The sequence below is a fragment of the Sphingomonas trueperi genome, assembly GCF_011927635.1.
GTDB classification, from domain to species: Bacteria; Pseudomonadota; Alphaproteobacteria; order Sphingomonadales; family Sphingomonadaceae; genus Sphingomonas; species Sphingomonas trueperi.
Map to the genome: position 1 here is coordinate 104,905 of NZ_JAATJB010000003.1, position 13,327 is coordinate 118,231.

The window sequence follows — 13,327 nt, forward strand, 5'->3', positions numbered from 1 at the left end:
CTTTGCCTCCACGCATTCGAAAAATGGTATACAGTGCGGAAAGTGCTCCGCCGGAGAGAGGCTGCTACTCGCACGAATATGATGCGTCAACCCCTATTGAAATAATTTCCTTTCAATCTTGCTCAAATTTTCGTACGTATCTGTCTCCGCTGTCACCTCCCACCCCCCTGGAGGCTGGCGGCGGAACCAGGTGTACTGGCGTTTGGCATATTGGCGGGTGGCGGTGGCGCCCGCTTCCTGCGCCTGGTCGGCCTCCCATTCGCCCCGCAGCATCCTGCCGATCTCGTCGACGCCGATCGCGCGCAGCACCGGCGCGTCGGCGGGCACGTCGGTGCGGGCGAGCAGACCGCGCACCTCGCCCTCGGCGGTGGCGAGCATGGTTGCGAAGCGGCGATCGATGCGCTCGCCCAGCCAGGCGCGATCGGGGAGCAGGATCATCGCGGCGAGCCGGACCTGGTCGCCGATCCCGCCCTCGCGGCGATCCTGCCACTCGGTGAGCGTGCGACCGGTCGAGCGCACGACCTCGAGCGCGCGGGCGACGCGGGTGGTGTCGGTCGCATGCAGCCGCGCGGCGGCGGCCGGGTCGGCGAGCGCCAGTGCGGCATGCGCTTCGGCGACGGGCAGGGCGCGGATCCCGGCGCGGATGGCGGGGTCGATCTCGGGGATTGGCGCGATACCGTCGATCAGCGTACGCAGATACAGGCCGGTACCGCCGACCAGGATCGGCAGGCGATCCTCGGCATGCGCCTCGGCTATCGCGGCGCGGGCCTCGGCAGCCCAACGCGCGGCGGAGCAGGCCTCGGCGCCGTCGATATGGCCGAACAGCCGGTGCGGGGCGCGGGCCTCTTCCTCTGCGGAGGGGCGTGCGGTGAGGATGCGGAGATCGGCATAGACCTGCATCGAATCCGCGTTGATCACGGTGCCGCGATGCTTTTCGGCGAGCGCCAGCGCCAGCGCGGACTTGCCGCTGGCCGTCGGCCCTGCAATGAGCGCGACGCGCGACAGCCCAGGGGAAATCATGTTCATTGCCACGCTGATAGCAGAAGGTCTCACGTCAGGGCAGCTGGAGGCGGCCAAGGATCGCCTTTCGGCGGCGGGCTGCGCGGCGGGCGCTTGGCGCTGGCTCGACGAGGGCATTGCTGCGGACCTGCCGTTCGCTAGTCAGCCGGACGCCGCGCGTGCTGCGCTGGAAGGTGCGATCGCCGGGGCCGACGTGATCGTGCAGGCAGATGCGCATCGCGAGAAGAAGCTGCTCGTCGCGGACATGGATTCGACGATGATCACCGTCGAATGCATCGACGAGCTGGCTGATTATGCCGGCATCAAGCCGCAGATCGCCGAAGTGACCGAGCGGGCGATGCGCGGCGAGCTGGACTTTGCCGAGGCGCTCGATGCCCGCGTCGCGCTGCTCAAGGGCCTCCCCGAGAGCGCGATCGACCAGTGCCTCGCAGAGCGCGTGCGGCTGATGCCCGGCGCCCAGGCGCTGGTGCAGACCATGCGCGCGCGGGGTGCTCACACGATCCTCGTCTCGGGCGGCTTCACCCGCTTCGCCGAGCCGGTTGGCACGCAGATCGGCTTCGACCGCCGCATCGCCAATGTGCTGGAGATCGACGGCGGCAAGCTCACCGGCACGGTCACCAAGCCGATCGTCGACAGCAGCACCAAGGAAACCACGCTGCTCGGCGCGATGGCCGAGCTGGGCCTCGCCCCGGAGCAGACCATGGCGGTGGGCGACGGCGCCAACGACCTGGCGATGATCCGCAAGGCCGGGCTGGGCGTCGCCTACCACGCCAAGCCGATCGTCGCCGCCGCTGCCGGCGCCCGGATCGACCATGGCGACCTGACGGCGCTGCTTTATGCTCAGGGCATCGCCCGCGCCGACTGGGTCACCGCCTGAGGCCTCAGCGTACCCCGCGGCCGAAGGTGTAGCTGAGCGCGAGGCCGCCCGAGAACTGGTTCTTCGAGCCGAGCCGTTCGGTGACCGGCGACCGCGATGCGTCGCCGGTCAGCCGGTCATAGGCAAGATAGCCGTACAGGCCCCAGCGCTTGCTCAGCTGGCGGATGGCGGTAGACGCGAGGCCGACGCTGTGCACGACATTGTCGCCGACCCGGTAAACCGGAATTCCCACGGCGGCGGCGTCGCGCTGGGTCACGCCGAAATAGGCGCGGCGATATTTGGCGTCGGACAGGTTCACGCGCGGCCCGACTGCAACCAGCCAGCGATCGCCATCGCGCTGGACATAATCGAGCGCGAGCATGCTCACCACGCCCTCATGCCCGCTAACGCCCTTGCGCAGTTCGCCATAGGCACGGAGCTGCGGCGTCAGATAATAGCCGGCGAACACACCGGGTTCGACGGAGAAACCAACCTTGCTCAGGTCGGCGCCGACTCGCTTCTGGGTGCGGGCGCTTTGCAGACCGATGGCAATGCCGGCCTCGAAGCCGTGCCGGTCGTACAGCGTGATATTGGGGCTTTCGTCGGCCGCCTCATATTCGAACTGGGCATCGCCGCGCGCGGTGGCGAAGTCGAACAGCGGCCGCACCGCATTGTGATCGGCGCCGGGATAGCTCGGCACCGCCTGCGCGCCGATCGCGATGCGGTACCGACGGGGGGCCTCTTCGTCCGTGTCGGACTGCGCATGGGCAGGCGGTGCCAGCGCGAGCAGCAGGCCCGCATACATCATGGATCGTTGCATGTATTTTCTCCCCGTCAGCGCTGCACTGCCATGCAGGGCTTGATCGCGCCACAGGCTTTTTCCGCCTCGGCCTGGGAGGGGAAGGGTCCGATCAGTAAGCGCGTGAGCTGGCCGGACTTGGAATAAGTGGGCTGGCGCCCGGGGAAGCGGGTGCGGACCTGTCCCCAGAGCCGCTCGGCATTGCCCGGCGTGGCAAAGGCGCCGAGCTGAAGCCGCCAGCTGCCGGTGGCGCGCGGCGGTGGCGGTGCGGCCGCGACGGTCGGCTTGGCCGCGCGGGCGACGGCGACCGGCGGTGCTTGGCGGGCAGGGGTGCTCTTCGCGACCGGGACGGCGGCCGTGCGCGTCTCCTTGGCGTAGCGCTGCGCCAGGGCCTGCGCCTGCTGGCGATCGAGAGCCGGGATGTGCTGGTCCATCTGCGCCAGCGTCCGCGTCGCGGCGTCGAGCCCGCCGGCCGAGGCGCGGAGCATCAGCGCATAGGCGCGCACCCAATTTCTGGCGACGCCGTCGCCGTTGAACAGCATCACGCCGAGCAGATACTGCGCGCGCGGCTCGCCGTTAGCGACGGCCCGCTCGAGCCACGGCACCGCGGCTTCGCGCTTGCCGTTCTCGAACAGCATCATGCCGTAGTTCGCCTCGCCCAGATCATGCCCCTGCAGCGCGGCGAGGCGATACCATTTCTCCGCTTCGACCATGTCGACCGGGACTCCGCGGCCGAGCTTGTAGATCTGGCCGACATTATACTGCGCGTCGGCGTCGCCCTTCTCCGCCGCCGGGCGCCAGGCCTGCATCGCGCCGGCATAGTCGCCGCGATTATAAGCATCGACGCCCGCCTTTACGGCGGCGTCCTGCGCGAGCGCCGGCGCGGGGAGGGCAAGGCTGGCGAGGAGCAACAGGGCGGCAGTCAGGCGCAAGGCGAATCCCCTTTTGGTCGGCCGTTCGGAAGCGGCGCCCGTGGCTTAGCGGCTTAGAAGGCCCTCGTTAACTCGATCTTATCCGCGGCCGTGGCAAGCGAGTTGCGAGTTTCCGTCGACGTCGAGAGGGTAGATGCGCGTTCTGGCGCTGGCTTCGCAAAAGGGTGGATCGGGCAAGACGACCTTGTCCGGCCATCTGGCGGTGCAGGCGCAACGCAGTGGCGCCGGCCCGGTGGCGATGATCGACCTCGATCCGCAAGGCTCGCTGACCGACTGGTGGAACGAGCGCGAGGCCGAACTGCCGGCGCTCGCGCAGACCAGCGTTGCCCGGCTCGCCGCCGATCTCGAGCTGCTGCGCCAGCAGGGGTTCAAGCTGGTGGTGATCGATACCCCGCCGGCGATCACCCCCGCGATCCTCACCGTGATCCAGGTCGCCGAACTGATCGTCATCCCGACGCGGCCGAGCCCGCACGACCTGCGCGCGGTGGGCGCCACCGTGGAGCTGTGCGAGCGCGCCCACAAGCCGCTGCTGTTCGTGGTCAACGCCGCCACCCAGAACGCCCGGATCACCGCCGAGGCGGCGCTGGCCCTCTCGCAGCACGGCACCGTCGCGCCGATCATGCTCCACCACCGTACCGATTTTGCGGGCTCGATGATCGACGGGCGGACGGTGATGGAGGTCGATTCCGGCAGCAAGTCCGCCGCCGAGGTCGAGAGCCTCTGGGCCTATGTCTCGGACCGGCTGGAGAAGAATTTCCGCCGGACAGTCTTTGCTGCCCCCGCGGCGGCGGCCCCGTTCGCCGCGGCGCGGCCAGCGGGCGGCTTCGGTCGCCGGGTGGTGAATTGAGCGCAATGAACAAGCCGATCGCGTCGCTGAGCGCCGGGCTGCTGGCTCGCAAGGGATTCGCCCGCAAGCCGGTGCTGACGCTATCCGATGGCGATGCGATGGCAGCGCAGCTGGCCCGCACCGCGCGGGCGACCAAGGACAAGGCCGCGTTCACCCTGCGCCTCGATGCCGATCGCCGGCTGCGGCTGCGGCTGGCGGCGGTGGTTACCGGCCGCTCGGCGCAGCAGCTGGTGACCGAGGCGATCGACACGATGCTGGCCGACATGGTCGAGCTGGAACCGCTGGCGCGCCGGATCGGCGCGACCGAAGGACAAGACACCGCATGAAATCCTGCAAACTGCTTTCGATCGGCGCGGCGTTGCTCATGCTCGGCGGCACCGCCGCGACCGGGGTGATGGTGCACGGCGCCGCCTTCGCCACCGTTGCGCCCAATGCCAAGAAGGCGGCGCGCGAGGCCCGGGCGGCGCAAAAGGCGCTTGCCGCGCACAAGGCCGCCGCCGCCGTCGTCCATGCCGAACAGGCGGTGGCGAACGATCCGCAGCGGGGCGACTATCGTACGCTGCTCGGCCAATCCTATCTGCTCGCGGGCCGTTTCACCTCGGCTGCGCAGGCGCTGCGCGACGCGCTGGCACTGAACCCCGAGGATGGCCGCGCGGCGCTCAACCTCGCGCTAGCCAGCATCGGCACCGGCGACTGGGGCGGCGCACGCACGCTGCTTCAGGCGCATGCCGCGCGCATCCCCGCCGCCGATCTCGGCCTCGCGACCGCACTGGCGGGCGATCCGAACGCCGCGCTGGAGATCCTCGCACCCGCGGTGCGCGCGCCCGAGGCGACGGCCCGGACCCGGCAGAATTTCGCACTGGCGCTGGCGCTGGCCGGCCGCTGGGGTGAGGCCAAGGCGGTCGCGGCGATGGACGTCGCGCCCGACCAGCTCAATGCGCGCATGCTGCAATGGGCGAGCTTTGCCCGGCCTGCCAATGCCTATGACCAGGTCGCCGCGGTCCTCGACGTGCAGGCGGTGCAGGATGCCGGCCAGCCGGTGGCGCTCGCGCTCGCCAAGCAGCCCGATTTCGCGGCGATGGTCCCGGAACCCACGCCCGTGGCAACGCCGGAACCCGAACCGGAGCCGATCCCGGTCAGCGATCCCGTACCTACGCCCATGTTTACGCCCGCTCCGGTGCGCGTGGCGAAGCCGAGGTCGATCAAGCCGCTGGCGTCCAAGCCGGCACCTGTGGTGGCCGCCACCGGACCCTATGTCGTCCAGCTCGGCGCCTTCGCCAATGCCGGCGTTGCTCGCGATGCCTGGCAGAAGCTGCGGAGCCGAGTCTCGGCACTGCGCCCCCTCAAGCCGCAGGGCGCCACCGTGCCGAGCGGCACAGCGACGCTGTATCGCCTCTCGGTGGGCAGCTTTGCTCGCAAGGATGCCGAAGGACTGTGCCGCACGGTCAAGACCGGTGGCGGCAATTGCTTCGTCCGCATGGCGGCGGGCGACGCGGTGGCGAGCTGGTACAAGCCCGCGTCCCGCGTCGGCCTCGCCGCCCGCTGACGGCTCAGACCAGCGTGCCGCCCTTGTAGAGCTGCAGCACCCGGCCCTGGGTCGGCAGGCGATCGAACGGCGTGTTGCCGGCGCGCGCGTTCATCTTGCGTGCGTCGATCACCCAGGGCGTTTCTGGATCCAGCACGATCAGGTCGGCCGGCAGGCCCGGCTTGAGCGCACCGCTCTCCAGCCCGAGGATCTTCGCCGGATTGGCGGCGAGCAGCGCGAACAGCCGGTCGAGGCTCAGCTTCTCGTCGCGGACCAGCGTGAGCGACAGCGCCAGCAGCGTCTCGGCACCCGCCATGCCGGGCTCGGCATCGGCGAAGGGAAGGCGCTTGGCCTCGGGCCCGCGCGGATCATGGCCGGAGGCGATCACGTCGATCGTGCCGTCCGCTACCGCTGCCAGTGCCGCCTGGCGATCGCTCTCGTCGCGCAAGGGCGGCGACAGGCGCGCAAAGGTGCGGAAGTCGCTGACCGCGATATCCGACAGCAGCAGGTGCGCCGGCGTGATGCCGCACGTAACCTGCACGCCGCGACGCTTGGCGGCACGGATCAGGTCGAAGCCCGCCGCCGTCGTTACTTGGCGGAAGTGGAGCTTGGCGCCGGTTTCCTCGGCGAGCATCAGGTCGCGCGCGATGGCGAGCGGCTCGGCGATCGAGGGCGCGCTCGGCAGGCCGAGGCGGGCGGCGGTCTCGCCCGCGGTGGCGACGGTGCCGTCGGCCAGCCCGCCATCCTCGGCATGGGCCACGACGGTGAGGTTCAGGTCGCGTGCGTAGAGCAGCGCCTTGCGCATCGTGCCGGCGTTGGCGATCCAGCGGCGGCCGGTGGCGATGGCGCGGGCGCCCGCCGAGGCGTTGATCGCGATTTCGGCCAGATCCTCGCCGTTGAGGCCCTGCGTGGCGGCAGCGAGCGGATGGACCCAGAGCTGCGGCTTGCCCGAGACGGCGGCGCGGCGGACGATGCCGGGATCGTCGAGCACCGGCGACTGGTCGGGCATCAGGCCGACGCGGGCGATCCCGCCGAAGCGGCAGGCGCCCTTGTCCACCGCGAATACGCCGAGGTCGATCAGCGCGGGGGCGAGGACCTTGCCGGCCACGTCGACAATCTCGGTGTCGGCAGGCGCATCGACCTGACCCACGGCCGCGATCGTATCGCCCTGGACGAGCAGGTCGCCTCCGGAGATCCCGCCCTCGGGGCAGACCAGCTTGGCATTGCGGAAGAGGATGCTGCTCATGCCCAGCCCTCCACCCCGCGCGACCGCCTTGTGAGCACGTCGAGGCAGGCCATGCGCACCGCCACGCCCATTTCCACCTGCTCGGTGATCGCGCTGCGCTCGGGATGGTCGGCGACGATCGAGTCGATCTCCACCCCGCGGTTCATCGGGCCCGGGTGCATCACCAGCGCGTCGGGCTTGGCCCGGGCGAGGCGTTCGGGGGTGAGGCCGTAGCGCATGTGGAACTCGCGAGTCGAAGGGATGTAGCCGCCGGCCATGCGCTCGTTCTGGACGCGGAGCATCATCACCACGTCAGCTCCTTCCAGCGCGGCATCGAAATCGGTGAAGGGGGTGACGAACATCCGGTCCATCGCCGGCGGCATCAACGTCGAGGGCGCGACCACGCGCACCTCGGCTGCCAGCGCGGTAAGGGCGAGGATGTTCGAGCGGGCGACTCGGCTGTGGAGAATGTCGCCGCAAATCACCACGCGTTGACCTGCCACCGATCCGCGGCGACGGCGGATGGTGAGCGCGTCGAGCAGCGCCTGGGTGGGATGCTCGTGCCAGCCGTCGCCGGCGTTGAGCACCGGGCAGTCGACCTTGTCCGCGATCAGCCGCACCGCGCCCGAGCTCGCATGGCGGATCACGATCACGTCGGCGCGCATCGCGTTGAGCGTGACGGCAGTGTCGATCAGCGTCTCGCCCTTCTTCACGCTGCTCTGCGCGGCGTGCATGTTGACGACATCGGCACCCAGCCGCTTGCCCGCGATCTCGAACGACAGCAGCGTGCGCGTCGAATTTTCGAAGAAGGCGTTGATCTGGGTGAGGCCTTCCAGCCTTTTGTCGCTCTTGGCGCGGCTGCGATTGGCCTCGACCCATTGTTCCGCCTCGTCGAGCAGGAACATGATCTCGTGGGGCTGGAGTCCCGAAATGCCGGTGAGGTGCCGGTGCGGGAAAACGGCGCTGCCCTGTATCTGGGCACCGGGGCGATGATCGGAGGTGTGCATTAAAGCCGCCGCCTAGAGCGGGGGCGGGCCGGGCGCAAGGCCGCGACTCCGCCCGCCCGCGTTATGCGGCCTTCTTGTCGAACAGCGACAGCAGGATCTTGGGCTGATCGTTGGCGATCGACAGGGCCTTGGCGGCGAGCTGCTGCTTGATCTGCGCCGACTGAAGCTTGGCCGATTCGACGCCAAGATCGGCATCGACGATGTTGCCCACCGCGATATCGAGCACGCCGCCGAGCTTGGTGTTGAACAGGCTGGCGATGTCGAACGAGCGCGCCTTGGTGCCGAAATGGCTGAGCGCTTCGTTGACGCGCCCCTTGGCGCCGTCGACTACGCCGATCGCGCTGCCAAGTGCGCCGAGCCAGTCGACCGAATCGAGCCCCAGACCCGTGGTGGAGAGGTCGCGCGAGCCGATGCTGATCTTCTCGCCCTTGAGACCGACCGAGACGTCATAGTTGAACGGCACGGTGCCCCTTGCCTGGCTCGTCGTGGCGCTGGTGGAAACGCTGGCGATCGGCGCCGTCTTGTCGTTGAACGCGACGCCGGTCACTGCCCATGCGGTGCCCGAGTCGGCGCCGTTTGGGTTGAAGCGGAAGCTGAGATCGCCCTTGCTCGGGTCATAGTCGAAGCTGACGATATTCTCGCCGCTCACCGCCTTGCCCGCCGAAACCGCGCCGCCGCCCGCGGCATAGCTTTGCCCGGTGGCGGCGATGCGGGTGCCGTTCTGCCAGACTTCCATCACGTCGCCGTCGCCGAACGCGTTGAACGCGACGTCCATGCGGCCGGCCTGTTGGCCGCCGGGGACGGTGTAGCTGGCGCTGGCATTCTCCGGCGGCGTGCCGAGCGCCTTGGCGGCGCGTTCGGGGTCGCCCGCGTTTGCGCTCGGGGCGTCGGTGGTGACGGTCTGGAGCGTGCTGCCGGTGCCGTTGCTGGTCAGCGTCGATGCCGGCGGCAACGCGGCCATGGTCGGCAACGTTGGCGGGGGGTAGGCGGACGGCGACAGCGTCGTCACCGTCTTGGTGGTGGTCACCGTCGCCGGACGGCCGGTCAGCAGGTTGATGCCGTTGAGATTGCTGTTCCTGGCGATCGTGTTGATCTGGTCGACCAGCGCTTTGACGTCGCGGGAGATTGAGTCCTTCGAGCCGGCGTCGTTGCCGGTGAGGCTCAGCGCCTTTTCGCGGATGCTGTTGAGGATGTTGCTGATCTGCTCCGCACCGGCAGTGGCGACATCGCGCACCGACCCGGCATTCGCCATGCTCTTGCCGATCGCGCGGCGCCCGTCGGCGTCGCTGCGCAGTTGCTGGGCGGTAGTTTATTCGGCTCTGTCGTCCTTGGTGCTGTTGACGCGCTTGCCGGTCGCGATCCGCTCCTGGTGGACCTGCACTTCGGCGGTGGCAGCGTTGAGCGCGCGGACCGCATCCGCAGCACCGGTGTTGGTCAAGATCGACAGCATCTTTCAACGTCCCCATGTTGATGGGAGGAGGTGTATCCTAGTCAGGGTGAAAGGATCGTGTCTTTCAGGCTTCGCCCGAAGAAAAAGTCACGTGTTTACCAAGCCATCGATGGCACCTTGCAGAATATAGGCGGCCGCCATCTTGTCGATCAGCTCGGCGCGTTTGGCACGGCTGGCATCCTGTTCGATCAGCGCGCGCTCGACCGCGACGGTCGACCAGCGCTCGTCCCACATCAGGATCGGAAAGCCCAAGTCCTCGAGATTGCGGGCAAAAGCGCGCGTCGACTGGGTGCGGGGGCTGTCGGTGCCGTCGAGGTTGAGCGGCAGGCCGATCACCATTCCGCGGACCTGCTGGGCGGTGATCAGCTCGACCAGCGCCGCCTTGTCCTTGGTGAACTTGCTTCGCCGGATCAGCTGGGCCGGGCTTGCGAAGCTCCAGCCGGCGTCGCACAGCGCGGTGCCGATCGTCTTGGTGCCGACGTCGAGGCCGATCAGGCGGCCGCCTTCCGGCAGCACTGCACGGAAATCGCTGGGAACGGTGGTGATCACCGCGCGGCTATAGGGGAGGCGGGGCGGGGCTGCAAAGGCCTCCCCGTCGCCATCCTCAGGGCTTGTAGGCTGCCAGCCGGCGCGCGGCATCGGCGCGGATGTTCGCCCAGAACAGGCTGTAGTCGAACACGTGATAGTTGTTCCCCGGCAGCACGTACTGGCCGAAGTCGGGCGGGGTCGCGCCGATCTTGAGGATGCCGCGCCCGTCGCAGCGCGCCGGCACCCGGCCGGCCTCGAGATGCGCCGACTGCAGGTTGAGGTCCGGGATCAGCGAGCCGAGATTGGCGCTGGCGGGTGCCGAGTCGTTCGGCTTGCCGGTCAATGGGTTGGTGCAGAGCATCCTGGTGCCCGCGCGCGGCTTGCCGGTGAAGCCGTTGCTCGCGTCGAAGGTATCGATGATCAGCGCCGGATCGGCGGGCTCGGCGAAGCTCTGCCAGGAGAGGATGCAGCCGGCCTGGTTCGGCCCGGTACAGGCGGGCAGGCCCATCTTCGGCAGGTCGGCGGTGAGCGACACGGGCCACCCCACCACATAGGCTGCAACGACCCGCTTCGCGATCGGAGTACCCGCGACTCGCTCGGCGAGTAGGCGGGAGAGGTGCAGTGCGCCTTGGCTGTGCCCCGCGAGGATGATCGGGCGGTCACCGGCCTCGTGCAGGAACTCCTCGAACGCCGCCGACACGTCGCGATAGGCATGGTCGAGCGCCTTTTGTGCCTGCGCCTTGCTGGTGAGGAAGGCGCCGAAGGTCGCCTGACGATAGCGCGGCGCCCAGATCGCGGCGCTTTCGTTGAACGCGCTCGCCTGGCCGCGCAGGAACAGCTCAGCGCGGGCATTAGCGTCCGGGTTGTCGAGCGGGGCGTTCCACTGCTTGGTGTCGAGGAACGAGGTTGGGTGGATGAAGAACAGCGCCGCGCGCGGATTGGCCGCGGGGGTGTGCCCGGCGGGGGTCCACAGCGCCGGGTTGCCCGGCTTGTCCGGCCGCGCGATCCACATCTCCGCCCTGGCATAGTCGCGCGGGGAGACCGGCGGCAGCTCCGCGGCGTCTCCGGCAGGCACCATGAACTGGCGCATCAATTGGATGCCGTAGAGCCGATAGGCGAACATGGATGCAACGCCGAGCATGATCAGGATCGCAACCGCATAAAGAAACTTTCGGGCCAATCGGCCTCTCCATTGTGCAATGCAGCATAAACGGGCGGCGACGCAATCGCGTTCCGGCCAGTGTTGCGTGCGAAGGATGCAACCGCAAGTGCCGATCGGGCGACGCAGGCGCTTGAAGGGGCGCGGCTCGGCTGATAGGCGCAGGCGCATGTCCGTAGACACCGCAACCGTGAAGAAAGTGGCGAGCCTGGCGCGTATCGCGATCAGCGACGCCGACGCCGAGCGCCTGGCGCCCGAACTCAACAACATCCTCGGCTGGATCGAGCAGCTCGGCGAGGTCGACACGAAGGATGTCGCGCCGATGACCGCCGTGATCCCGAACACACTGCGCCTGCGCGCCGACGTGATCACCGAGGGCAACCAGCGCGAAGCGGTGCTGGCGAACGCGCCGCAGGGCGAATTTGGCTTCTTCACGGTTCCGAAGGTGGTGGAATGAGCACGCTGACCGATCTGGGCGTCGCCGCTATCCGCAACGGCGTGCGCGACGGCGAATTCTCCGCGCGTGAGGTCGCCGAGGCGTTCAACGCCGCGGTGGCCGGTGCCGACGCGCTCAATGCCTTCATCGTCAAGACGCCTGAGCATGCGCTCGCCGCCGCCGATGCCGCCGACAAGGCGCGCGCCGCGGGCGAGACGCTCAAGCCGCTGGCCGGCGTGCCGATCGGCATGAAGGACCTGTTCGCCACCAAGGGCGTGCAGACCACCGCTGCCAGCCACATCCTCGAAGGCTTCAAGCCGGAGTATGAATCGACCGTTTCGCACCGGCTGTGGGAGGCCGGCGCCGGCATGCTCGGCAAGCTCAACCTCGACCAGTTCGCGATGGGCTCGTCGAACGAGACCAGCTATTTCGGCAACGTGATCTCGCCGTGGCGGCGGGGCGAGGGCGACACCACGCCGCTCGCGCCCGGCGGCTCCTCGGGCGGCAGCTCGGCGGCGATCGCGGCGCGGCTCTGCCCGGCGGCGACCGGCACCGACACCGGCGGCTCGATCCGCCAGCCCGCCGCCTTCACCGGCATCTCGGGCATCAAGCCGACCTATGGCCGCTGCTCGCGCTGGGGCGTGGTGGCGTTCGCCTCCTCGCTCGACCAGGCGGGCCCGATGGCGCGCGACGTGCGCGACTGCGCGATTATGCTTGAGGCGATGGCCGGATTCGACGTGAAGGACTCGACCTCGCTCGACATGCCGGTGCCGCACTGGGAGGCTGGCCTCTCCGCCGATCTGCGCGGCAAGCGTGTCGGCATCCCGGCCGAGTACCGGATGGACGGCACCCCGGCCGAGATCGAGGCGCTGTGGCAGCAGGGCATCGCCTGGCTGAAGGATGCAGGCGCCGAAATCGTCGAGGTCAGCCTGCCGCACACCAAATATGCGCTGCCGGCCTATTACATCATCGCGCCGGCCGAGGCCTCGTCGAACCTCGCCCGCTATGACGGCGTGCGCTACGGCCTGCGCGAGCTGGCCGAGGGCCAGAACCTGCAGGAGATGTACGCCGCCACCCGCGCCGCCGGCTTCGGCGACGAGGTGAAGCGCCGCATCCTGATCGGCACCTATGTGCTCTCGGCAGGCTTCTACGACGCCTATTATACCCAGGCGCAGAAGGTCCGCACGCTGATCGCGCGCGACTTCGACAATGCCTGGAGCCAGTGCGACCTGCTGCTCACCCCCACCGCGCCGAGCGCAGCATTCGGGCTGGGCGAGAAGGTCGATCCGCTGGCGATGTACCTCAACGACGTGTTCACCGTGCCGGCCAGCTTGGCAGGCGTGCCCGCGATGAGCGTGCCGGGCGGGCTGGATGCGGCGGGGCTGCCGCTCGGCCTGCAGATCATCGGCAAGCCGTTCGACGAGCAGGGCGTGCTCAACGCCGGGCTGGCGATCGAGCAGCGCGCGGGCTTCACCGCTCGGCCCAACGCCTGGTGGTAATCTACCAATCCTCCCCGGAACGGGGAGGTGGCAGGCCGACGGCC

At 69.0% G+C, this 13,327-nt stretch carries 15 protein-coding genes; 6 read left to right on the forward strand and 9 right to left on the reverse strand.

From position 1 onward, the window contains the following. Positions 1 to 93: 93 nt before the first annotated feature. Positions 94 to 1,020, reverse strand: a complete 927-nt coding sequence (gene miaA / locus GGR89_RS06315) for a tRNA (adenosine(37)-N6)-dimethylallyltransferase MiaA (RefSeq protein ID WP_425338747.1) — start codon at positions 1,018 to 1,020, stop codon at positions 94 to 96. On the opposite strand from miaA, the gene serB reads away from it, so the two are divergent. Continuing rightward, positions 1,019 to 1,897: a phosphoserine phosphatase SerB gene (gene serB / locus GGR89_RS06320; RefSeq protein WP_125973469.1), complete on the forward strand. Its 879-nt coding sequence runs from the start codon at positions 1,019 to 1,021 to the stop codon at positions 1,895 to 1,897. The two genes, miaA and serB, sit on opposite strands and share 2 nt — an antisense overlap. 4 nt (positions 1,898 to 1,901) lie before the next feature. On the opposite strand, the gene GGR89_RS06325 is transcribed toward serB, so the two are convergent. Together GGR89_RS06325 and GGR89_RS06330 are read right to left on the reverse strand one after the other, a co-directional pair. Further along, on the reverse strand, positions 1,902 to 2,696 hold the full coding sequence (locus GGR89_RS06325) for a MipA/OmpV family protein (protein ID WP_125973467.1): 795 nt from the start codon (positions 2,694 to 2,696) through the stop codon (positions 1,902 to 1,904). A gap of 14 nt (positions 2,697 to 2,710) precedes the next feature. Continuing rightward, positions 2,711 to 3,607, reverse strand: a complete 897-nt coding sequence (locus tag GGR89_RS06330; protein WP_125973465.1) for an SPOR domain-containing protein — start codon at positions 3,605 to 3,607, stop codon at positions 2,711 to 2,713. Between the two features lie 133 nt (positions 3,608 to 3,740). Between GGR89_RS06330 and GGR89_RS06335 the strand changes: the two genes are divergently transcribed. From GGR89_RS06335 to GGR89_RS06345, 3 genes are read left to right on the forward strand one after another with little or no spacing between them, the layout of a single operon-like run. After that, positions 3,741 to 4,454 (forward strand): ParA family protein, encoded by a 714-nt coding sequence (locus tag GGR89_RS06335; RefSeq protein ID WP_125973463.1) that lies wholly within the window; start codon positions 3,741 to 3,743, stop codon positions 4,452 to 4,454. A gap of 5 nt (positions 4,455 to 4,459) precedes the next feature. Beyond that, positions 4,460 to 4,780: a hypothetical protein gene (locus GGR89_RS06340; RefSeq protein ID WP_125973461.1), complete on the forward strand. Its 321-nt coding sequence runs from the start codon at positions 4,460 to 4,462 to the stop codon at positions 4,778 to 4,780. Next, complete coding sequence (locus GGR89_RS06345; RefSeq protein ID WP_125973459.1) at positions 4,777 to 6,000, forward strand: SPOR domain-containing protein; 1,224 nt, start codon at positions 4,777 to 4,779, stop codon at positions 5,998 to 6,000. Before GGR89_RS06340 ends, GGR89_RS06345 begins: the two co-directional genes overlap by 4 nt. Positions 6,001 to 6,004: 4 nt before the next feature. On the opposite strand, the gene GGR89_RS06350 is transcribed toward GGR89_RS06345, so the two are convergent. The 6 genes from GGR89_RS06350 to GGR89_RS06380 all read right to left on the reverse strand — a co-directional run bounded on the left by GGR89_RS06350 (position 6,005) and on the right by GGR89_RS06380 (position 11,369). Next, a complete protein-coding gene (locus GGR89_RS06350) occupies positions 6,005 to 7,225 on the reverse strand; it encodes a dihydroorotase (RefSeq protein ID WP_125973457.1) in 1,221 nt (406 codons plus the stop codon). Next, on the reverse strand, positions 7,222 to 8,211 hold the full coding sequence (locus tag GGR89_RS06355; RefSeq protein ID WP_084581839.1) for an aspartate carbamoyltransferase catalytic subunit: 990 nt from the start codon (positions 8,209 to 8,211) through the stop codon (positions 7,222 to 7,224). Before GGR89_RS06355 ends, GGR89_RS06350 begins: the two co-directional genes overlap by 4 nt. A 61-nt stretch (positions 8,212 to 8,272) precedes the next feature. After that, positions 8,273 to 9,505 (reverse strand): flagellin, encoded by a 1,233-nt coding sequence (locus GGR89_RS22615; RefSeq protein ID WP_277600089.1) that lies wholly within the window; start codon positions 9,503 to 9,505, stop codon positions 8,273 to 8,275. Between the two features lie 15 nt (positions 9,506 to 9,520). Continuing rightward, positions 9,521 to 9,661, reverse strand: coding sequence for a flagellin N-terminal helical domain-containing protein (locus GGR89_RS22945; protein ID WP_164542621.1), 141 nt, complete (start codon positions 9,659 to 9,661; stop codon positions 9,521 to 9,523). An 87-nt stretch (positions 9,662 to 9,748) separates the two neighbouring features. Then, positions 9,749 to 10,210, reverse strand: a complete 462-nt coding sequence (gene ruvX / locus GGR89_RS06375; protein ID WP_125973453.1) for a Holliday junction resolvase RuvX — start codon at positions 10,208 to 10,210, stop codon at positions 9,749 to 9,751. Between the two features lie 55 nt (positions 10,211 to 10,265). After that, positions 10,266 to 11,369 (reverse strand): DUF3089 domain-containing protein, encoded by a 1,104-nt coding sequence (locus GGR89_RS06380; protein WP_125973451.1) that lies wholly within the window; start codon positions 11,367 to 11,369, stop codon positions 10,266 to 10,268. 148 nt (positions 11,370 to 11,517) lie between these two features. Between GGR89_RS06380 and gatC the strand changes: the two genes are divergently transcribed. Together gatC and gatA are read left to right on the forward strand one after the other, a co-directional pair. Then, a complete protein-coding gene (gatC, locus tag GGR89_RS06385; RefSeq protein WP_093292944.1) occupies positions 11,518 to 11,805 on the forward strand; it encodes an Asp-tRNA(Asn)/Glu-tRNA(Gln) amidotransferase subunit GatC in 288 nt (95 codons plus the stop codon). Then, positions 11,802 to 13,283, forward strand: coding sequence for an Asp-tRNA(Asn)/Glu-tRNA(Gln) amidotransferase subunit GatA (gene gatA, locus GGR89_RS06390; RefSeq protein WP_125973449.1), 1,482 nt, complete (start codon positions 11,802 to 11,804; stop codon positions 13,281 to 13,283). The genes gatC and gatA overlap by 4 nt, the downstream gene beginning before the upstream one ends. Positions 13,284 to 13,327: the final 44 nt, after the last annotated feature.